A 21,100-nucleotide genomic window follows, 5' to 3' on the forward strand; every position below is an offset into this window, starting at 1 on the left:
GCGCACGGGAGTGACGAGGATGCTACGAAGGTTTGATTTTTAGAGTAATTGAACTAATTATGAAGTTCTTCCGTTTAGTGCTGGTCTATTCGTGTGCGAACAGTAGTATTGGTCTTACGGAAGTTTAAATCAGTTCTTGTCTGTGTGTTTTTTCAGTTAAAACTGTGTGTAGTATTTCTCTGAGGGCAAAACAATAAAGTTACTGTTTCTTTAACTTTTTTCCTGCTGTTCGAGAGCCGTTGTTACTACATGTTCTTCGGAAGTTACGTACTTACTTTCTCAAGCGATTGGTCGATCATTCTCCGGCGTCGAAAGTTAAGCCAAAACGCCATGCTTCGTGCCGGGTGTTGGCTTGTTGTGACTTTCCACGGTCCGATCCTTTGAAAAAGACAGGTACTCAACAATGTTCAAGAAGTTTGCAATCGCCGTTCCGATGACCCTGCTGGCCCTGAGCTCTTCGGTAGCGTTCGCTGCGGAAGAATCGCGCACCTCCATCAACATCAGCGCCACCATTCCAAGCAAGGTATTCCATGCTCAGCCGCGGGACCCGAACTTCGGTAAAGATGAAAAAATGGCCTACGTACTGGGGGCCGGTACGCTGACTCCAATCCGTGCGACTTATGATGTACAACACACCAACGGTTCGGTCGGCGCCTACGTCGAAGGCGGCCCACAGCCATTGTCCAACGGCATCAACACCATCGCATTGAGTTACATGTTCAATGGCACAACCCTGACCGGCGTGTCGCAGGAAGTGGTCGGTGACTCCGAGTCCAACGGCGGCATGCAAGCTGACCTGGTGATTGCCGCTGCCAAACCAACCGACACCCAGAATGGCCTGTACACCGCCAATCCAGTGGTGATCTTCGATGCCATTCCTCGCATTCCGTAATACCGTTATTAACTAAGGTTCATCCTTAATTCATAACACTTACCGATCGGCGGGCAAGTTTTGCCTGTCGATCGGGTTTCAACGAATTTATCTTCAGAGTATTTCGTTCATGTTCCCGATGACGCCCATCGCGACGGCGCTTGCCCTATGTTTTTGTGCAACTGYCCTGGCCGCGCCCACGGAAAACGGCCATACACCTCGAAGTCTGTTGGCGCAGGCCAAGGGATTGCCGACCGAATTCGAAGAGCATTTCTTTGATGTGCCACTGGCGGTGCGCGTGGAACTTGACCAACAGTTTCTCGGTGAGGCGATGGTCGTGTTGACCCGCGACGATCGCATCACCCTCGTTGACTTCGCCGATGTCAGCGACAGCATGATCAAGCCCAGTGAACGCGACATCTGGGCCAACTATCTGAAACAAGGAGTGGCGCTCGGTGGCTGCCAGGCCAATTGCCCCGAGCAACTGCTGGCCGTGCACTACAGCCTTGAAAACTCACTGGTGTCGATCCTCACCCAAAACSCTGAGCGCGACGATCAGGTACAGCGTTATTACAACCTGCCCGAAAATGGCAGCACCGGGTTGATCGTGCGTAACCAGCTGAACCTCAACGGCGGGCAGAACCAGGACCTGGGCGGGCGCTACGGCCTGGAAGCCAGCAGCAGCCTGGGTAACTGGACCCAGGCCGTCAATATGCAACTGTCTCGACTGGGCGGTCTGGATAACAAGCTGTATCACGCGGTGCATGAGCTCTTTACCCAGCGCGAGCTGGAGGGCAATTTTCTGCGCCTGGGCTATTTCACACCCACGTCCGAAGGCCTGACCCGTCAGCCACGTGCCTTCGGCGCGAGCCCCGACACCGCATTGGGCGTCATGTACGGCAGCTCCGACAGCCTGGCCATCAACAACCCGAAACCGGCGGTCTATCCGATCTACGTCACCGCCAATCGACAGGGTTCGGTGGAGATCTACCGCGACGGTTTGCTGATCAACACCCAGGCGGTGCCTGCCGGGTTGCAGACCCTCGATACGCGTCCGCTGCCCGGCGGTATTTATGAAGTGGAAGTGCGTCTGATCGAAGACGGCCAAATCACCTCCAGCACCCTGGAGCTGGTCTACAAACCCAACAACTGGCGTAACCATGACGAGCGCTGGCGCTATAACCTGTTCGCCGGCCGCGAATCGAAATTGCTCAGTAACTGGGAAGAGCAGGCCGACGGCGACATGACGGCGGGGGCCGCGTTCAACTTCCTGCTGCACCCGCGAGTCATCCTGGGCCTGTCGGGTCGACAGGTGCGCGACGCTCTGCAGTACGGCACGTCGGTCGATTGGGCAATCGTCAACAACGCCAGCGTCTATGCCAACGTCTACAAAACCGAGGACTACGGTACCGGCTTCGACGTGCAAGGGCTTTAYTCCTATGGCAGCGGCAGCATCGTCGCCAGCCATAACCGTAGCTGGCTCGATACCACCCGGCTGTACGACACGCTGCCCGATGGCACGCGGGTGCGTCAGCGCAATGTATTTATTGGCCAGACCAGCAACTCTTCCCTGTCGATAAACCATCGACTCAACAGCAAAAGCTCGGTCAATGCCCGGGTGTCCCACAGCGAAGGCAACACCAACGGGACGGGCGTGGATCTGGGCTGGACCCAGCGCACCCAACTGTTTGGCAGTGACGCCAATTGGCGCCTGTCGCTGTTTGATCGACCAGGCAGCGTGAGTTCGGGAGACGACCGCAATCGGGGTATCGATTTGAGTGTCAACATCGCGTTGGGTGGCCCCGGTGAACAGCTTTCCGGCAGCATAGGCACTCGCACCGACCGTGATGGCGGGCGCGATAACAACGCTTCGATCACCTACCGCAAAACCCTTCAGGACCATCTGCTGCAAAGCGTCTCCGCCACGGCCATCACCGACACCTACGGCATCGGGTTGAATGCCATGGCGACCATGAGTTCTGACCTTGTCAACGGCGACGGCTTCATCCAGCGCTCGTCCTTCAACAACGACCTAACCGGAGGCTTGAACCTCGACAGCACCGTGGCCGTCGGCGGGCAAAAAATGGTCATGACCAGCCAATATCACCGCAACGGTGCCGGCATGATCATCGACGTGGAGTCGGACATCGAGGACATCGCCTTGCGCGCCGATGACTTGAGCGGTGGCAGCGCGGTGCTCAAGCCCGGGCGCAATTTCGTGCCGATCACCGCGTACAAAAGCAGCTCGGTCAGTTTCGATTTCGAGGGCAACCACGTTCCCGCCGCCACCATCCAACCGGCCCGTTCCAGCTATCACCTGAACAAGGGCGGTGTGGAATATCGCCAGGTGAAAGTGATGAAAACCCTGACCGTCCTCGGGCGCCTGATCGACCCGCAGGGCAACCCACTCAAAGGCCATCACATCATCAACCACGCCAGCCGTGGGGTGAGCGAAGTGGACGGTTTCTTCTCCATGGAAATGAATGCCGGTTCGCCAACCCTGGAAGTGCGCCACGGCAGCCAGTTGCTGTGCCAGTTCCGTCTGGACCCGAACAGTGGACGTACCGAAAACAACGTGCTGATGATCGGCGATTTGCGTTGCACGCCGGATACGTTGGCGGATGCGACTTATCTATCTGAAAGACGGGGTTAGTGGGCGTGGAGGATAGAATCAGCGTGATACGCCTACTCAAACGGACGGCCAACGTTTTGATGTTGTCTGGATTGCTGGGGGCAGTGAGCGAAGCGGCTGTCATGGAGATAGAAGCGAAATTCAGTCCGGATCCATCCAACCCGCTGGTCAATAAATTTATCAATACAACGAAGTTCACCGGGTTCTGCCAGGGTAACGAACCGGCCTGTGAGCGACGAGGACTGTCCAGTTTCAGGACACCCATTACATTCACTGCAACCAGACCAATCCGGGTCCATGAGACCAATCGCCGCGAAGCCGCAATGTTCCGCATCCCGGCGGAATGGCGAACATTGACAGTTACCAAAATGGGGGGTGCAAGCACTGAAACGGCGGAAGTGAAAGTACGTATGCCTGGTTTCGCGGTTAACTATCGCCTCAGCCACGATGCACGCGATTTGGTTGGGCGTCCAGATTTGGGTTCTCACGCCGCTCACGGACTTTTATGGCAAGGAGGGCTATGGTTGAACCCTCCGTCACCCTGTCAGTGGGCGATAATGGCGAGTACAAATATGAGGGAGCATGAAACGTTCTGGCTTACTCCGGCGGGTAGCACTTGTCATAAAGCACCTAACTACATTATTCCAGAGTTTGATTATAAGTCTTTTGACTTTGCTTACGAGCTTCAAACCCCTGAGCCCTTGAAGTTGTCGCAAGSTACTTACACCGGAAGTATTCAGTACTCCGTTGGCCCGGGTAAGGATTTTGATATGGGTGATGTCATGTTGCCCAGTGAAGAGTCTCTAACGCTGAACTTCACACTTACCGTTGAGCATATGCTCAAGGTTGAAGTTCCACCCGGTGGTCATCGTGTGGAATTGGTCCCGCAGGGTGGCTGGCAATCCTGGCTGCAACAAGGCCGAAAGCCGACGCGTTTATTCAAGGACCAAACGTTTAATATCTCGGCCAGTTCGCGTTTCAAAATGGAGCTGGAGTGTCAGTACACCCAGGATGGCAATACCTGCTCTTTGCAAGAGCCAATTTCGGGCCACGTTGTTCCATTGAATATCAGCGTAAGTCTTCCACACGGCTTGACCGATGCAAGTGGGCAACCAGTGACCCGTCGACAACTACTTCGTAATGGTAGTGGTACCGAGCTGTTTCAACCCGGTTTTTATGTGGAGCGAAGGCCGGGGACTCTGCACTTCGAAATCCCCTCCCGCGAAGTGGCTGAGATGATTCGGCCGGGCCGATCACGATATTATTCCGGCAATGTAACGGTTATCTGGGATTCGGAAATTTGATTGTTTTCGATATTCAAGTTTATTAAGTGAGGTACTGAAACATGAAGAGCTTGTTAGCCTTAATGGGTTTTTGTTTGTTTGCCCAAACGGTTCATGCCGCACCGAGTATCAATATCGGCACCGTTTACGATTATCTGGACGGTGATAAGAGCACCTATCTGAAGCGTGTATTCAATGGCGGCGACAGCACGGCGTTCGTCAAGGTCAACATTCTCGAAATTCTCTACGACGCCGACGGCAAGTCGCAGGAAGTGCCGCTCAAATCCAACACCGACGGCAAGTCCCGCGATGGTTTGATGGCAAGTCCCGCGCGACTGATCGTGCCTGCCAATGGCATGCAGGGCACCCGTCTGCTGTTCATGGGCGAACGGGACAGGGAGCGTTATTTCCGGGTGCGATTCGTACCCGTGGTGCCGGAGAAGGAGGACGAATTCGCGGTGTCCGGCGAAGAGCGGGAGGACTACAAAAAATCCCTGTCGGCCGGGGTCACCGTACTGGCAGGTTATGGCGCGGTGTTTTTCGTACGGCCAAAGGAAACACGCTTCGACAGTGCGATTGAAAACAACACAGGCACGTATCGGATCCGCAACAACGGCAACAGCGTGGTGGTGGTCGATGAGTTCAAGGATTGTTCGGTTAAAAACGAGCAGGACTGCCAGCCCACCACTAAGCATCACATCCTCGCGGGCCGTACCTTTGAGTTCGAAAAACAGGCCGGTCGCGAATATCGCTTCACCCTGGTTGAAGGTGAACGCAGTAAAAAACTGGACGTGAAGGGATAACCCATGAGCAGGAAGCTGACCCAGGTCTTTTTGTCGGTTGTCGCGATGTGGACGAGCGCTGATGTCTTCGCCGCCCGGGAAGAGCACACCTTCGAAGTGTTCGTGACGATTCCGACCCAGGCGTTTTATGTCATTCCATCGGACCCAGGGTGGATCCATCGCGAACAGCAACTGCCCTGGAACTTGACGTCGTCGACACTGGGTGGCTTGCGCAAGTACTTCGATGTGAAGAACGAAGCGGGCTCGATCGAGGCGCGGCTGGAAGGCCGACCGTATCTGTCCAACGGCACCGACGCCCATGACATTGCCTTGCGGGTGCTGTTCAACGGCAAACAGTTGAGCGAGCACGAGAGCAGCGAGGTGGTGTCCATGGCCGAGGCCGCGCCTGGTAAACGCGTGGTGCTGGAAATCCTCCCGATGCCGCCTGCCGATGGGGTTTACAAGCCCGGCAATTACTTTGGCAGCGTCAACATGATCTTCAACGCGGTGATGCCGGATGCCTGATACCGATTGTGTGGGGCGCAAGGGATGATTCGTTTTCAAGCGTTACAACCATGGGCGGGCGCAATGGCCGTGCTCCTGGGATCGCTGTCATCGGTCTGGGCGCAGGAGGTACAAATTCAAGCCTCGTTCAAGCCGGACTCGGCGAATTCGCAACGTAACCAATTCCTGAATGACACCCCTCCCAGTGGTTACTGCGCCAGCTATCCCAGCGAATGCCGGGACAATGCGATGTTCAGTCTGCGGGTGCCTATTGAGTTCGACTCCAGCGGACCAATCGTGGCCAATCATGGTGATGCCCGGCAAGGCGCGATGATCAAGGTCCCGGCACAATGGCGAGAGCTGACGGTCATTCATGAAACGACTGGCGAACCGGAAACAGTGAAGGTTCGAATCGCCGGGTTCGGCTCTGCCTATGTTACTGACGATGTGATTCAGCTGGTGGGCGCAGGTAACGATTATCGAGAGGCCCATAATAAATTGTGGGGCAGCAGTTGGGTGAATGCGCCATCACCCTGCCTATACAGTGGCGTGGGTTTTTTTGCGCCACAAAGGTATCGTTTTTTCTGGAAAACACCTTCTGAAGTTTCATGCCAGAAACAGGCGAAATTCGACGTGCCGTGGATGCGTTACGAATATGTCGATTTTGCGTATGAATTGGTGACCCCTAACCCTTTGGGCATGTCCTCGGGAAAATATCTAGGTAACTTGACCTACACGATCGGCCCCCACGGCGATTTCGACTTGGGCGACATCATGCGGCCCAGCAGTCCTTCATTGACGTTGAACTTCGCCCTGGACGTACAGCACACCCTCAAGATCGAGGTGCCTCCTGGTGGAACCCGTGTTGAACTGGTCCCGCAGGGTGGCTGGCAATCCTGGCTGACGCAAGGGCGCAAACCGACGCGGCTGTTCCGCGACCAGACCTTCAACATTTCCGCCAGTTCACGTTTCAAGATGCAGTTGCAGTGCCAGCACGTCCTGGGCAATACCTGCTCGCTGAATGAGCCGTTGTCCGGCGACTTTGTGCCATTGAACGTCGGCGTCAGTTTGCCCCATGGCTTGACGGACGCGGGCGGCCAACCTGTCAATCGTCGGCCATTGCGCCTGGACGGCAGTGGCACGCAGTTGTTCATGCCAGGGATTTATGTGGATCGCAAACCGGGAATCCTGCATTTCGAAATACCCGCCAGTGAAGTGGCAGAAATGATTCGCCCCGGGCAACAACGACGGTATTCGGGACGCGTGACGGTTATATGGGATTCAGAAGTCTAGTGTCTTGCGCCAATGCAGTGAAAAGGAGTGCAGCAATCATGGAAATACTCAGGAAAATCATCCAGCTGAGCGGCTTGGGATTGGCGGCTGCGTTCATGCAGACCGCGGTCGCCAGCACCGTTGAAATGACCGCGGTATTTCGTCCCGATCCGGCGAAGCCGATGCAAAACACCTTTATCAATACGACCCCTCAGGGCGGGTATTGCGGAGATCACCCCGAGTACTGCGAGGAGGGTGTTTTCAGCATTTTGTTGCCTGTTCGCTTCCGGGCGGCGGCAGATATACCGGCGCTGCATGAGCAACGTCGGGGCGCGATGTTCCGGGTTCCTTCATCCTGGCGAGACGTCACGGTGGTGCACGACGTGACCGGAGAGTCCGAGACGCTCAGGATGCGCGTGAACGGGATCGGGGCCGCTTACACGATCAAGACGCCTCTGCCCACAGGGGTCTGGCAAAGTACCTGGGTCAATGCGCCTCCCCCTTGTGGATATGGCGGGGTGGGTTATGGCACTGCCTTGTACTATGCGTTCTTCTGGCGAGTGCCGGCCAATGCGGGTGTGTGTGCCAAGCAGGCACAAAAGGACATTACCCAGGACTACCAGTTCGCTTATGAAAACACGGGGTTCAGCTACGAGCTGGCCACGCCCAACCCGCTCAAGATGTCGGCAGGCACCTATCGTGGCGTGCTGAACTACACCGTCGGGCCGCATCAGGATTTCGACATGGGCGATGTCATGTTGCCTGACGACGATTTGATCACCCTCAACTTCACGTTGAATGTCGAGCACACCTTGAAGGTGGATATTCCCCCAGGCGGCAATCAAGTGGAACTCGTTCCGTCAGGGGGATGGCAGGCCTGGCTGACCCAGGGGCGAAAACCGACCCGGTTGTTTCGTGATCAAACCTTCAACATTTCTTCGTCCAGCCGTTTCAAGATGCAGCTTCAGTGTCAAATCACCGGATTAACCGATTGCATGATTCTCGACCCCGTTTCGAAGCGACCTGCCGTGGTGAAACTGAGCGTCACCTTGCCCAACGGTTTGACGGATATCTTCGGGCAACCGGTCACGCGGCGTCCTTTGCATGTCGGGCAGGCAAATGCCCAGAAATTCCAACCCGGTTTCTACGTGGATCGCGCGCCAGGTACCCTGCATTTCGAGATTGCACCCAATTATGTGGAGTACATGATCCAGCCCGGGGTGTCGTCCAGATACTCCGGAAACATCACCGTGATATGGGACTCCGAAGTGTGATAACAGTGGAAGACGCCCTGAAGGCATGATCGCCTTCAGGGCGGGGGCTGATTATCCGGCGTTTTGCAGCGCCGCTCGGGTCAACCGACGGCTCAGCTGTTTTTCCTCGTAGCCGATGTCGTTGAGCAAACCGCCATAGACCTCGTCCGTCATTTCCTCGCCGGTGAGCACAAGGCTTTCCGGGACGTTGAGTTGACTGGCAAGGTCGAGTAACCGCTGCTTGAGCGCGCGTCGTTGCACAATCAACTGCTCTTTGGAACCGGCCCAGGCGCGTTGGGCCTCGCGCAGTTCATCCAGCAGGTCGGTCCTGTGTTCATACATCCGGGCATTGCGCCGGAACTCCGCGGGATAGGTGTCACGCAGGTATTTCTCCCAGTACGGCTGTTCGATCATTCCATTGACCAACCCGTCGCCGGCTTCCATCGACATTACCGTGTCGAACGCCGTGTCGAGCATTTCAGCGTTCACCCTGGCCAATTCGGGATACCGCAACAATGTCGATTGCCACGGCAAATCGAGACGTTGCGCCAGGCCGCTCTCATAGGCGAGGTACACTTCAATTTCGTCGCCGCCCGGACGTTTGGCGAAATCGGCCCGTGCAATATCTTCCACCCGCGCAAGACGGGCCGCCCCTTTTGCCAACCTGACCAACCTGCTTTCCAGCATGGCGCCCGATGTCGACAAGGCATAGGCTTCGGAGGCAAGCACCTTGATGCCCATGTGGTTGAACATCTGGGCTCCCGCATCGGCGCAGGTCGTGGGCGACGTTGCCATTTCGAACAGATCGGCGCGCAACTCGCTGTCCAGGTCGACGGCTTCGACCATTCGCCATACCCGGCTGCTCAGTTGATTACGCAATTCACCGCCGGCCCGGTAATCGGCCGAGGTGGTCTGTTTCTGGATCAAGGCGAAAAACCCTTCAGAGCCAGGCTCGGACATCAGGTCGTGCCAGGCTTCCTGGCGGAAGGTCCCCAACCCGGAGACTTCGGCACTCCACCACTCCGAGTCATCCTTCATCGGCCATTGGGCCATCGCGTCGGTGGCGGCGTCGGTATAGACCTGTGTGGGCGAGATGCCGACCGAGCGTCGATACGCCTGGAACTTGACGACATTGGCCTGAGACAGGTTCATTTCGAACAGGCGGGTCCGCGCCACGATAAACGCATCGTCAGAGCCGGGCACGACGGTGGGAATGATCCTGATCGGGTTTTCCTGCAGATCCAGAAAAAATCCTCGAGGCCGACGCTTGTTGGGCGCAAAGAGCCCGTCGGGCCACGTGGTGGCCCCCGTGTTGCTCAGACTCAGGATGCTGAGCCTGGGCATGCGCTCAACGTTCGGCAGCATCCCCAGCCTTGGGTTGTCATCGAGCCTGAGTGTTTCGATACGGGTCAGGTTTCGCAGCTGCTCGACCGACGCCGGCGTCAGCCTGATGTCGTTGTTCATCAGGCGTAGCGTGCGCAGGTAATGCATTTTGCCGATGCTGTCGGGCAACTGCGTCAAGCCGCAACCGCGGGCGCTCAGTTGCCGCAGGTGGGGGAAGTCTTTCAACAGGCCGGAGGCTTTCTGGGAGAACGTCGTGCGGTCCAGGTTCAACGTGGTGATCTGATCGAGGTAGTGCTTGATGTCCGGCAGTTCCTTCCACCAACGCTTGAGGTCGACAGCGTCGATTTCCGTGGAAAGGTCCAGTGCATAGCCGCCATCGGAAGTGGTGCTGCGCTCGCCGAATACGGTGGGCTTTCTCCTGAAACAATCGATGAGCCGTTCGCTGATGTGCAGCCCGCCACCGCGGACGAACCCTTGGCGATCCGGACCCCAGCTATCAGGTTGCCGATATCGCCATTTATTGAGCAGCACCTCAAGATCATGCAGTTCGCGGTCCAGTCGTGTCAGGGTCTGATGCCCTTGTTCCGGCGAGCCAAGGGATCGCACAAAGGTATCGGCTTCTCGTTCGTTGAAGTGGGGGTAGAGGTCCCGCACCCTTTCCGTGAGGGTGGCTTTGCGGGTGGACAAGCCAGGGCCGCGCAACAGCATCATGTCTTCGTGATCCGCCCGCGGACGGATTGGTGGCGCGAGGAGCACGGTGCGGCGTTCGGCAGGTGTCTGGGTCTTGACCATGACCCATTGTTTGAAAAAACGGCCCTGGCCGGGTCGATAACCCAATTGCGTCTGTTTGTTTTTCGGCAAGGCGTTGAGCACCGCTTCGAAAAAATCGGCGGCTTCCCGCAATTTGTGGTTTTGCGCGTCCCAGACTTCGAAGCGGTTCACCTCATCCCGGACCAGTATCCGGACGGTCGACGCGTCCTGCGTACCCACGCTGCAGCGCAGGGGGCCGGCATCGCTGCCTTCGCGTACTTCGATGCGTAACTCATTGAACGTGTCGGAATGAATCCTGAGCGCATTGAGCAACAGGCTTTCGGTTTCCGGCACCCACTGCGCATCGTCGTAGAACCCTTCATAGGCATGGTTTGCCCGGACTTCGAAGTCCGCTTCACGGGCGCGGATCTTGATGTTCAAAGGCAGGCGCTGCTCTTGTTCCATTCGCTTGAGGTCAGGGCTGTCGGCACGGCTCAGCAGGGTCTTCACCGCACGGGACGGCAGCTGTGCAAACTCATGGCGCACGAGCCTGACCCGGGGATCGTCCGATGCTTGTGCRCCTTGGTACAGCTGATTGACGATGTCTGGAAGCAGGCGATTGGCTTCGTCCGCCAGCCGATCGCGCAGCGCTTGCACCTGTTCGCTTTTCGCCATTGGCCGGCCGAGTACTGCTTGCAGTTCCGCTTCATCGAGGAAGTTGACGAGGCTTGGCGCAAACTGGTCGCTCAACAGGTGCGACAGGCTGGTGGCCAGCGTCTGCCCCGCCGTTGCCTCGGGATTGCCGTACTGGCGAAAGGGACCGGTCAGGTCGTCGTTGTGATAAACCTTCAGCGATTTATCCGCAGGCCAGCCGTCCAGGTAGGTCGCCAGCGGTTCAAACCAGTAGGAGGACGGATCCAGCGCCAGCCCTGTGCGAATCCGTTCAATGCCGTTCCGGGCCTGGCGCTGGAGGTGCAGGCGTTCGAGGCTGTCGTCCAGTAGCGGTGGCGCAGCCGTGTTGTCGATGTACATCCGGCGCAGTGCGCCGTCGTCGGTGCCGCTGGCAATGCGCACGTGTTCGAGATCCGCGTCGGTCAGACCGTCGACGGTGTGGCCGAGACGGCGCAGCAGTTTCGGCGTACTCCATGCTCGCGGGTTTTCGCCTTCGTGAGTCCAGGCGCCGAGGCCGTTGTGTCGCAACTCGGGTGAATACGCATTGGCGCGGTGTGGATGCTTGACGCGGTAGTTGCCGGTTTGCGGGTCTTTCTGCACGGCGAATTGGGTGTCATCCAGCGGCAGGATGTCCTGGCCCTGGTGGGTATGCAGGCCCAGTTCGTCAGGACCGGAGTCGGCCGACAGCTTCACATCCGGCAGTTCGTAAGGCCGCAGATCGGGATGCCACAGGCGTGGCTCGCCATTGGGCAGCGTGACCGGTTTCATGCCTTCGATCAGTGGCGAGAGTTTCAGACGCACGACCTCGCCAATGTTTGCCCCGGCGGCGAACGCCGCCAGTTGAATGGCATCTTCCACCACACCCACGATGTGCTCGACGGCTTCGTTCCACAGCCCCAACGTCATGTCGACGAAGCCTTCGATGACATCGTTGGCGATCTGATAGGCGGTGTAGGCCATCATCAATTCCCCCAACCCCGGCACGAACGGTGTGACGACCATCAGGGCGACGTTGAAGATGTCCGAGACTATTTTCTTGAAATTCTCCCACCAGGCCCATCGGGCATTGCGATCGGTGTCGGCGGTGGACACGGCGATGTGTCGGGCGTCATTGAGGATTTTGTTCAGCTTCTGCTCAAAGCGGTATTTCCAGAATTCGCCGCGGATCGGTGTGGCGCTGAAACGAAGATTGGGCTGCTCGACCGGCACTTCCCGCCAGCTGGGCCCTGGATCCAGCGGATCTTTCTGATGCCATTTCACCTCGAACAGACGCTGCTGCAACCCGCCGAAAAAATGCCCTCTCTCCGGCTGATCGACGAACCGGCTGAAGAACTGGCGATAAGTCATTCCAGTGGACGAGATGAGCGGGTTGTCCCGCAGCTGGCGAGTCAGCTCATTCATGAAGGCGACCGTTGAGGGGTACTCTTTCAACGGATGTTCAGGGTCTTGCGGGACATACGCGAATATCGGCACGACCTCTCGCCTGTGCTCGCGGTACAGGTCCGGTGTGATCAATACGATCCCGGCCAGCCGGCTGTCCAGAATGGACAGTTCAGCGAAATGCATCACCCGGCCCTTGCGGGTGAGGTTGCGCTGGCCATCGAGCATCTTCAGGATCAGGTCGCTCGCGTCGGCATCAATGTCGCCGGTCATCAGCGCTTGTTGAACGGCTGCCTTGAAGGCAGCTTTCTCGCTGTCGATGATTTTGAGTTGCAGAAAACGCCTGGCGACGGCATCGCCGGGTAGCAAGCGGTCTTCAAGGTATCGGGCATAGCGCGCGCCAATGTCCAGCTCACGACACAGGGTCTGGAACTGTGCAATGGACATTTTGCGTTTGACCGGCAGGACGTCGAACAGACCGCGCTCATCGGGCTGGCTGATGAAGTCGGAATCCGGCTCGCAGGTTTCGCTGCGTGCGAAGTTGTGCAGGGCAGCGTTCAGCAGGGAGACGGTTCGGGTGACGACGCCGCCTGTGACGTCGATGGCATACCAGGGGCGTTCCTTGGGTAAGTAAAGATGCAAGTAAGTGGTTCTGACATCGACATCGACCCCGTACTGTTTCATCAATGCATCGGTGAGCAAGGGTTCAGCGAAGTCATCAACGTTTTGTAACTCTTCGAGAAACCGATCCACCTTGTTCTGGGCAGACCAGAGTTCAAGGTTGGCATCTTGTAACTGTGTGTGAGCAGATTGAGTGGCGGTCCTGATCCATTGTCCGGAACGGGTTTGTGTGAGGCTCAGTTCCCGCGCCCTGCGCAACGAAGCATCCTTGAATGTCGGGTGAATTCGACTCTGGATGAAAGCGTAGTGACGGCCCTTATCGTCGTCTGCCCCTCCTGGGCGGGCAGTTTTACGTCCTTGTAAATCTGACATTGTTTTTATCAGCCTTGAGCAGTTATGGAAGGCAACAGCCTATCCTTCGTCGCTCAAAGTAAAAGTCTGAATTACTGCGCGGAACACCTGTGGAGAGTGCCGAAAGCATTGGAATTTTCCATGCCGAAAATAACTATTTACCACCCGGTCAGCGGCGGGAGACCTCCACGGGCAAACATCCGGTGCCACTCCCCGGTTGCAGATATGGCATCAGGATGGGCGCCATGCCCTTGAGCACTTGCACGGGCAACGCCGAGGTAAATTTGAAGGCTTCGGCCGAGCGCCCCGGCACGTAGGCGGTCAAGGTGCCGAAATGGCTATCGCCGATGTAGAACACGAATGTTGCGGTGCGGTTGATCGATTTCGAGCTCAGAATCCGCCCTCCCGGACCGATGGCTTCGATGCGGTTGTCGCCGGTCCCGGTTTTGCCGCCCATGGCCAGCGGGGTGCCGTTGGCCAGTTTGAAACTGCCTGCCACGCGTTTGGCCGTGCCGGCATCCACCACTTGCGACAAGGCCTCGCGCATGGCGGTTGCCACCTCGGAAGGCATTACGCGTTTGCCGACGACCGGATTGTTGATCAGTTGGGTTTCATAGGGCGTACCGGCCGCGAAGTGCAGGCTGTCGATACGCAGCGTCGGCAGGCGTACACCGTCGTTGAGGATGGTGCCGATCAGCTCCGCCAGCGCGGCGGGTCGGTCGCCGGAGCTGCCGATGGCGGTGGCCAGCGAGGGCACCAGGTGGTCGAACGGATAGCCGACTTTCTGCCAGCGTTGATGAATGTCGAGGAACGCCTCGATCTCCAGCATCGTGCGGATGCGGCTGTCACGGGCGCCCTTGTGTTTGCTTTTGAACAGCCAGCTGTAAACCTCCTGGCGTTCGAATTCGCTGGCTTTGACGATCTGGCTGAACTTGGCGTCGGGGTTGTTCAGCAAGTAGCCCATCAGCCACAGATCCAGCGGGTGGACCTTGGCGATGAAGCCCTGATCCGGCAGGTCGTAGCTGCCCGGGCCGTAACTCAGGTACAGGCGTTCGAGGCGTTCGTCGGTGAGTTTTTCCGTGAGCTTGGCGCCCTTGAGGTGTGAGCGCACGAAGGTGTTGAAGCTCTCCTGGTCGGCCTGCGGGAATAGATAGCGATGCACGGCAGCCATGCGGATCGGTGTCGGGTGCATGCTGTCGAGGAAGGTCTCGAGGCGGGTCTGGGTGTCTTTGTTCTGGTACTTCTTCCAGAACCGCAGCAGGAATGCGGTGCCTTCACGGTCGGCAAACTGGGCCAGGTATTCCTGACGCCGCGGGTCGCGGTCGTCCTTGAGCAATTCGGCGCTGCTGTTGGGGCCTGCGTAGGTGCTGTAGCGCACCAGGTCGCGCATCAGCCGGATGAACGGCAGGTTGATCGACTCACGAATGGCATCGCGCAGGGACGGCATGCGGCCGTTGTCCTCCTTGCGGAAGTTAACGAACGTGTGCAGCCCGCCACCGGTGAAAAACGCCTCGCCGGGGCTGGCCGAATATTTGCGATCCAGTGCGGCGCCGAGCATTTTTGGCAGGCTGCGGTCGGTGTTCTGAATCATGTAATCGACGGCCCAGCTGCTCAGGCGATCCTGTTCGGCGACTTCGGTTTTCTTCAGTTCGGCAACGGTCATGCCTGCGTAGCGATCGTGCAATTCGGAGATGATCTGCAGGTAAGTGGTGAGCACACGCATTTTTGCGGTGGAGCCCAGTTCCAGCTTGCTGCCTTCATTGATGTCGAACGGTTGGTCGGTGCTGTCGGTCTGCACCCTYACCCGCGAGCCGTCCGGGGTCAGTTCGAACAGGGTGAAGCTGTAGCGCACCTGCGTGGTGCTGGTGGGGGTGAGCAGGCGTTCGCCGATCAGGCCGATTTCCGCTGCATAGGCTGGGTCGGCCAGATGCTTGAGGTATGCGGTGGCCTGGGTTTGCAGCTCGCCTTGCAGGGTGCTGGTGGCGGAAAGGTCGAGGCGGTCGAGGTCATACAGCGGCCGGTTGAGCAAACTGCCCAGGCGACTGCGCGCGACACTGATGCCTTTGTTGGTTTCGATCGGTTGGATGGTGGGTTGGGTCTGCCAGTCGCGGTAGGTCACTTGGCTTGCCAGTGCTGCCGCCGCGAGCGGTGCATCGATCACCCCATTTTGTGACAGCAGGCGAATATGGCTGTCGGTCAGGCTGGCCAATTCATCGCGGCCCTTGGTCAAGTAGTGGGAAGGGCGGCGTTGAGCAATCATCAGCGACAGCATTTCACGCAGGGCCAGGCCTTTCTCCGCCAGGCTTTTCTGATCGGTGTCGGTGCTGGCCAGCCGTTCGTTGGCCTTGTTGAAGTCGGCGCCGTACCACACACGCAAACCTTCGGCCATGCCGTGCACTTCACCGTGGCCCGGCACCGCGGACAGCGGAACACTGTTGAGGTAATCGCGAATCACATTTTGCCGTACCTGAAGGGTTTCCGGCCCCGTCTGATAGGCCCGCACGCTGGCGGAAATCATTTGGCGGATTTTTTCCGCGCCCGACACGGTCAAGCCGTCGGGCGAGTGTCGATATTTCTCAAGCTGTGTCGCCAGCGTACTGCCGCCCGCCGATTGGCCGGGCAGGCGCAACAGCTTGGCTACCTGGGACCACGCCGCCATGCCGAACCGTGGCCAGTCCACGGCGGGGTTGGCCAGGGGCTGGTGCGGATCGAGCAGAAAGCGGTTTTCGATGAACAGCAAGCTGTTGACCACCACCGGCGGGATCGCGGCAAAGCTTGAATAGAGCTGTTGTGGATACTTGAACTGATACAGCGGGGCCGCACGGCAATCGGTGATTGACAGCCCGGCCTGGATTTTCTCGGTATAGGGAATGAAAAAGCCCTTGTCGCTGTACTTCATCAGCGCAGGCGAAAAGCGGGTTTGCGCCGCTATCACGTAATCGCGTTTGAGCAGGCGCGGCAGAAATTCATCCAGGGAGCTGTAGCCCAGACGCTGATCGAACGGGCCTTCGCCAGGGTAGCGAATCGCGTCGCTGGGGCCGGGTTGCAGTTCGTATTTCAGCGAGGCGGCATATTTGCTGATTTCCCGGGCCTGGAACTTGGAGGTGCGCATTTCCTTGGCCGCGGCCAGGCCCAGGACAATCAGGATAATCAGCAGCAGCAACCAGAACGCCCCCCAGCCGTGCCGTGAGCGACGGGGTTTTTCAGGTAAAGGCGCTTCATCCACACGTTCAGTCGGAACCACAGTGTCACTCGAATCGGTTTGCCACAAAGCGCCCATAGTCGACTGATCCATTCACGCAGATTGATCGGACTTGTTTGAAGCTTAGACGGTGGTTGGCGTTGGTGAAAAAATTGTGAACAACCAAATATCAGATGCGCACGATTACCTGTGGAGAAGGGCTGTTGTGGCCAGGGAGCTTGCCTGTGGCGAGGGGGCTTGCCCCCGTTGGACTGCGCAGCGGTCCCAAAAACCAGCAACACCGGATTTTTTCAGACACACCGCATGTACAGGATTCACGACTGCTGCGCAGCCGAGCGGGAGCAAGCTCCCTCGCCACAGGGTTATGGTGCTGCTGGGTTCATAGCCAACAGGCATCCCATAGTGGGTAATCGCCAATTTTATTGACCAACCCTGCGCGCAATGGATTGGCAACAATGTAACGAGCGAATGGCAGGAGTCCTTCTCCATCGCGGATTGCCCGGTCGTGGTAGCCGCTTTGCCAAAAAGCCCCTTCATTGTTTGACGCTCGGTTGATGGAGAGTGTGCTGCGAGATTTGGTGGCTTGCATGAGTTGCGCCAGGGAGTGTTGTTCGAGTTGTACCAACCAATGGAAGTGATCTGGCATGACGACCCACGCTATTGAGTTGACCCACTTCTGGTCGTGGGCCCGCTTGAGTTCGGTAACTAACAGACGTCCCAACCGCCAATCAGTGAATATTCGGCGGCGTTGGTGCACAACCGCTGTGATGAGATAGGCCCGACCCTGTTCTGAACATCGTCCATGGCGTAGCAGATGTGAATATGGTTGTGGATGCATTCCTTGCGCCCTTTTGAAGTTCCCCCTTTGACCCTAGTCCCTATCTCCAAACCTGAATCTGCAACATTTGACTGAAATTTCCGAAAACCATGCAGGATCCAATTGGGAATAGCGCTTTTGTGGCGAGGGAGCTTGCTCCCGCTGGGCTGCGAAGCGGCCCCAATTCCGGACTTGTCTGATAAATACGATTCACCGGGTTTGCGACTGCGCGCAGTCGAGCGGGAGCAAGCTCCCTCGCCACAAGGTAGGTGTCGTCTGAAAGGGTTGAGCTAGACGCATCAACGAGGTAAATGCTGCCTAGGTAGGGGCATGACGATGCACCATTGCTGTGCAATACTCCGTGCGGTTTCAGTGGCGAAAAAACCTGCATAAGCCAGGTAATGCCACTCCGTTCTGCGGGAATTACCCGTTAGTTATCGCTGAATATTGTGTTTTATATAGTGAAAACACCTGTCGTTAGCTTTTTATACTGCACGCCCCGCTGATCTTGGAGGTTTTGTCCTACAAGACGTGTCTGTCCACAAGACAGGCCCGGTTTCACCAGGCGCTGGCCTATCGGTCGGCGCTTCGACACTCGGTGGTCATATCCAATAACAAGACGAGGTTGCACCCCTATGCCAGTCGGCAATCACCTGCCTCACGGCGAGACCGCTCAGGGCGGCCCGCTTAAACGCGAACTGGGCGAACGGCATATTCGCCTGATGGCACTCGGTGCCTGTATCGGCGTCGGCCTGTTCCTGGGCTCGGCCAAAGCCATCGAAATGGCCGGCCCGGCCATCATGCTCTCCTACATCATCGGCGGTCTGGCGATCCTGGTGATCATGCGTGCCCTCGGCGAAATGGCCGTGCACAATCCGGTCGCCGGCTCGTTCAGCCGTTATGCCCAGGATTACCTCGGGCCTTTGGCGGGTTTTCTGACCGGCTGGAACTACTGGTTCCTGTGGCTGGTGACCTGCGTCGCGGAAATCACCGCAGTGGCGGTGTACATGGGCGTCTGGTTCCCCGACGTGCCGCGCTGGATCTGGGCACTTGCCGCGTTGGTCAGCATGGGCTCGATCAACCTGATCGCGGTGAAAGCCTTCGGTGAGTTCGAATTCTGGTTCGCCCTGATCAAGATCGTCACCATCATTGCGATGGTGGTCGGCGGTATCGGCGTGATCGCGTTCGGCTTCGGCAACGACGGCGTCGCCCTGGGGATTTCCAATCTGTGGGCCCACGGCGGCTTCATGCCCAATGGCGTGCAAGGCGTGTTGATGTCCCTGCAAATGGTGATGTTCGCCTACCTCGGCGTCGAGATGATCGGCCTGACCGCCGGTGAAGCGAAGAACCCACAGAAGACCATCCCCAATGCGATCGGCTCGGTGTTTTGGCGGATTCTGCTGTTCTACGTCGGCGCCTTGTTCGTGATCCTGTCAATTTACCCGTGGAACGAAATTGGCACCCAGGGCAGCCCGTTCGTGATGACCTTCGAGCGTCTGGGCATCAAGACCGCCGCCGGCATCATCAACTTCGTGGTGATCACCGCGGCGTTGTCGTCCTGCAACGGCGGCATCTTCAGCACCGGGCGCATGCTCTACAGCCTGGCGCAGAACGGCCAGGCCCCGGCCGGTTTCGCCAAAACCTCGAACGGCGGTGTGCCCCGTCGTGCGTTGCTGTTGTCGATCGGCGCGTTGTTGCTGGGCGTGCTGCTCAACTACATGGTGCCTGAGAAGGTTTTCGTCTGGGTTACCGCGATAGCCACCTTCGGTGCGATCTGGACCTGGGTGATGATCCTGCTGGCCCAGCTCAAGTTCCGCAAAGGCCTGAGTGCCAGCGAGCGTGCCGGCCTGAAATACCGCATGTGGCTGTACCCGATCAGTTCGTATCTGGCGCTGGCCTTCCTGGTGCTGGTGGTCGGCCTGATGGCGTACTTCCCGGACACCCGAGTGGCGCTGTATGTGGGCCCGGCGTTCCTGGTACTGCTGACGGTGTTGTTCTACATGTTCAAGTTGCAGCCGACCAATGTGGCGCAAGGCGCGGTGCGTTCGGCTTCGTAAGTTGTAACGCCAGCCATGCAAAAGCCCCGGTCAGAATGATCGGGGCTTTTGCATTTAAACGGCTGCCACGGGTATCGGCACATTCAACCGCTTATTGAAATCCAGCCAAACCCCCAGCAACGCCATCAATCCGACCCCCAACATTGCGCTGAATAGCTGCATCGCCAATACGTTCCCACCCAAGGCATTGAGCATGTCCGCCAACGGCGCCAGCAACACACCAAAACAAAACACCTCCAGAGAATATCGGCCCATGCGACAGCTTTGTCGCGCCAGCCAGTGTTGCGTCCAGCCCGTGTTCGGCAACAACCTGGCGGTGACGTAGGCGAGGGCGAGGAAGTGCAGCAGACGCGCCGGTGAGAGGTTGGTCTTGCTGATCGGATAGAGCCATTCGCCGAGCCATTGGGGCATGAACGCGTCATGCACGGTCGGCCATTTCCACGACAGCGCGATCATCCCGCTCATTACCAGATAGGTCAGAGCCGCGATGAAAACCGGCTGTCGAGTCAGCGGTCGAGGTTGCGGCGCCCGAGGCCTTTGCCGGTGAATCGCCGCCGCGCCCCCGAGAATAAACAGCAGCTGCCAGGCCATCGGATTGAAAAACCACACGCCCCCGTCGGTGCCCGCCAGGTTCCACTGCAACCATGGCGCCAGCAGGTACAACACCACCGACGGCCCCACCACGTATTCAGCCTTGCGCAGCAGCATCGGCAGTACCAGCGGCAGGCCGAGCAGCAACAGAATGTACAGCGGCAACGGGTCCATCAGGTTCGGCTTGAAGCGCAGCAGCAACTCGTCCATCAACGCCTGCTGCGGATTGCTGAGGAAATACTGCAAGCCCATTTCCTGCACCAGATCGCGGGTTTCCACGTGGCTGTTGGCGAAAAACACGATGCCCATCAGCAGCGCCAGCAAAAAGATGTGCACTACATAAAGCACCCAGGCGCGTCGCAGGATTTTCACCGTGGCGACCATGAGCCCGTCGCGCCGGGCGATCTTGCCGTAGGCCAGCACGGCCGCGTAACCGGCCAGGAACACGAAAATCTCCGCCGCATCGCTGAAGCCGAAGTTACGCACCGTGAACTGCGCGAGCGGGTTCTGCGGCACGTGGTCCCAGAAGATAAAGATCAGGGCCAGGCCGCGGAAAAAGTCGATTCGGTGATCGCGTCCAGACGTCATGAAGGCGGGCTCTTGAACGGGCTGTTGAATAAGGAGTTGCCGGCGCCGCAAAAGAGGGTGCGCCGCACATTGGCGGCGCGCAGGGTGCCGTTATTCACAGGCAATTGCAAAAGGCTGGATATTACCGAAT

The 21,100-nt window shown here is 57.9% G+C and carries 12 protein-coding genes; 8 read left to right on the top strand and 4 right to left on the bottom strand.

What is annotated here, in order from left to right; translation table 11 throughout:
• Positions 1–403: 403 nt before the first annotated feature.
• The 7 genes from AC1DIS_RS03930 to AC1DIS_RS03960 all read left to right on the top strand — a co-directional run bounded on the left by AC1DIS_RS03930 (position 404) and on the right by AC1DIS_RS03960 (position 8,618).
• Positions 404–892, top strand: a complete 489-nt coding sequence (locus AC1DIS_RS03930; protein ID WP_018926651.1) for a CS1 type fimbrial major subunit — start codon at positions 404–406, stop codon at positions 890–892.
• Between the two features lie 109 nt (positions 893–1,001).
• Positions 1,002–3,524, top strand: coding sequence for a CS1-pili formation C-terminal domain-containing protein (locus tag AC1DIS_RS03935; protein ID WP_477780776.1), 2,523 nt, complete (start codon positions 1,002–1,004; stop codon positions 3,522–3,524).
• On the top strand, positions 3,524–4,807 hold the full coding sequence (locus tag AC1DIS_RS03940) for a hypothetical protein (RefSeq protein ID WP_477780777.1): 1,284 nt from the start codon (positions 3,524–3,526) through the stop codon (positions 4,805–4,807). The genes AC1DIS_RS03935 and AC1DIS_RS03940 overlap by 1 nt, the downstream gene beginning before the upstream one ends.
• Positions 4,808–4,848: 41 nt before the next feature.
• Complete coding sequence (locus tag AC1DIS_RS03945) at positions 4,849–5,589, top strand: molecular chaperone (RefSeq protein ID WP_457327278.1); 741 nt, start codon at positions 4,849–4,851, stop codon at positions 5,587–5,589.
• Between the two features lie 3 nt (positions 5,590–5,592).
• Positions 5,593–6,093 carry a CS1 type fimbrial major subunit gene (locus AC1DIS_RS03950; RefSeq protein ID WP_457327279.1) on the top strand — a complete coding sequence of 167 codons (501 nt, stop codon included), beginning with the start codon at positions 5,593–5,595 and terminating at the stop codon, positions 6,091–6,093.
• Positions 6,094–6,117: 24 nt separating this feature from the next.
• The gene (locus AC1DIS_RS03955) at positions 6,118–7,365 is read left to right on the top strand and encodes a hypothetical protein (protein ID WP_477744514.1); all 1,248 of its coding nucleotides are present in this window, start codon (positions 6,118–6,120) and stop codon (positions 7,363–7,365) included.
• Between the two features lie 38 nt (positions 7,366–7,403).
• Complete coding sequence (locus AC1DIS_RS03960) at positions 7,404–8,618, top strand: hypothetical protein (RefSeq protein WP_477745562.1); 1,215 nt, start codon at positions 7,404–7,406, stop codon at positions 8,616–8,618.
• Between the two features lie 51 nt (positions 8,619–8,669).
• Here AC1DIS_RS03960 and AC1DIS_RS03965 read toward each other — a convergent pair whose 3' ends face one another.
• The 3 genes from AC1DIS_RS03965 to AC1DIS_RS03975 form a co-directional block, all read right to left on the bottom strand.
• Complete coding sequence (locus AC1DIS_RS03965; RefSeq protein WP_477744516.1) at positions 8,670–13,622, bottom strand: NEL-type E3 ubiquitin ligase domain-containing protein; 4,953 nt, start codon at positions 13,620–13,622, stop codon at positions 8,670–8,672.
• A 262-nt stretch (positions 13,623–13,884) separates the two neighbouring features.
• Entirely contained in the window at positions 13,885–16,995 is a 3,111-nt protein-coding gene (locus AC1DIS_RS03970; protein WP_018926643.1) for a transglycosylase domain-containing protein, read from the bottom strand.
• A gap of 301 nt (positions 16,996–17,296) precedes the next feature.
• Positions 17,297–17,755, bottom strand: coding sequence for an REP-associated tyrosine transposase (locus AC1DIS_RS03975; protein WP_477744517.1), 459 nt, complete (start codon positions 17,753–17,755; stop codon positions 17,297–17,299).
• Between the two features lie 614 nt (positions 17,756–18,369).
• Here AC1DIS_RS03975 and AC1DIS_RS03980 point away from each other — a divergent pair.
• Positions 18,370–19,791, top strand: coding sequence for an amino acid permease (locus AC1DIS_RS03980; protein ID WP_018926642.1), 1,422 nt, complete (start codon positions 18,370–18,372; stop codon positions 19,789–19,791).
• A 54-nt stretch (positions 19,792–19,845) separates the two neighbouring features.
• On the opposite strand, the gene AC1DIS_RS03985 is transcribed toward AC1DIS_RS03980, so the two are convergent.
• The gene (locus AC1DIS_RS03985) at positions 19,846–20,970 is read right to left on the bottom strand and encodes an OpgC family protein (RefSeq protein WP_477744518.1); all 1,125 of its coding nucleotides are present in this window, start codon (positions 20,968–20,970) and stop codon (positions 19,846–19,848) included.
• Positions 20,971–21,100: the final 130 nt, after the last annotated feature.

Source organism: Pseudomonas sp. 05N433, assembly GCF_056396925.1.

Bases quoted from the DNA above. Each gene is read 5' to 3' on its own strand.
- AC1DIS_RS03930 (WP_018926651.1), top strand. From the start codon at position 404: ATGTTCAAGAAGTTTGCAATCGCCGTTCCGATGACCCTGCTGGCCCTG.
- AC1DIS_RS03945 (WP_457327278.1), top strand. From the start codon at position 4,849: ATGAAGAGCTTGTTAGCCTTAATGGGTTTTTGTTTGTTTGCCCAAACG.
- AC1DIS_RS03950 (WP_457327279.1), top strand. From the start codon at position 5,593: ATGAGCAGGAAGCTGACCCAGGTCTTTTTGTCGGTTGTCGCGATGTGG.
- AC1DIS_RS03955 (WP_477744514.1), top strand. From the start codon at position 6,118: ATGATTCGTTTTCAAGCGTTACAACCATGGGCGGGCGCAATGGCCGTG.
- AC1DIS_RS03960 (WP_477745562.1), top strand. From the start codon at position 7,404: ATGGAAATACTCAGGAAAATCATCCAGCTGAGCGGCTTGGGATTGGCG.
- AC1DIS_RS03975 (WP_477744517.1), bottom strand. From the start codon at position 17,755: ATGCATCCACAACCATATTCACATCTGCTACGCCATGGACGATGTTCA.
- AC1DIS_RS03980 (WP_018926642.1), top strand. From the start codon at position 18,370: ATGCCAGTCGGCAATCACCTGCCTCACGGCGAGACCGCTCAGGGCGGC.
- AC1DIS_RS03985 (WP_477744518.1), bottom strand. From the start codon at position 20,970: ATGACGTCTGGACGCGATCACCGAATCGACTTTTTCCGCGGCCTGGCC.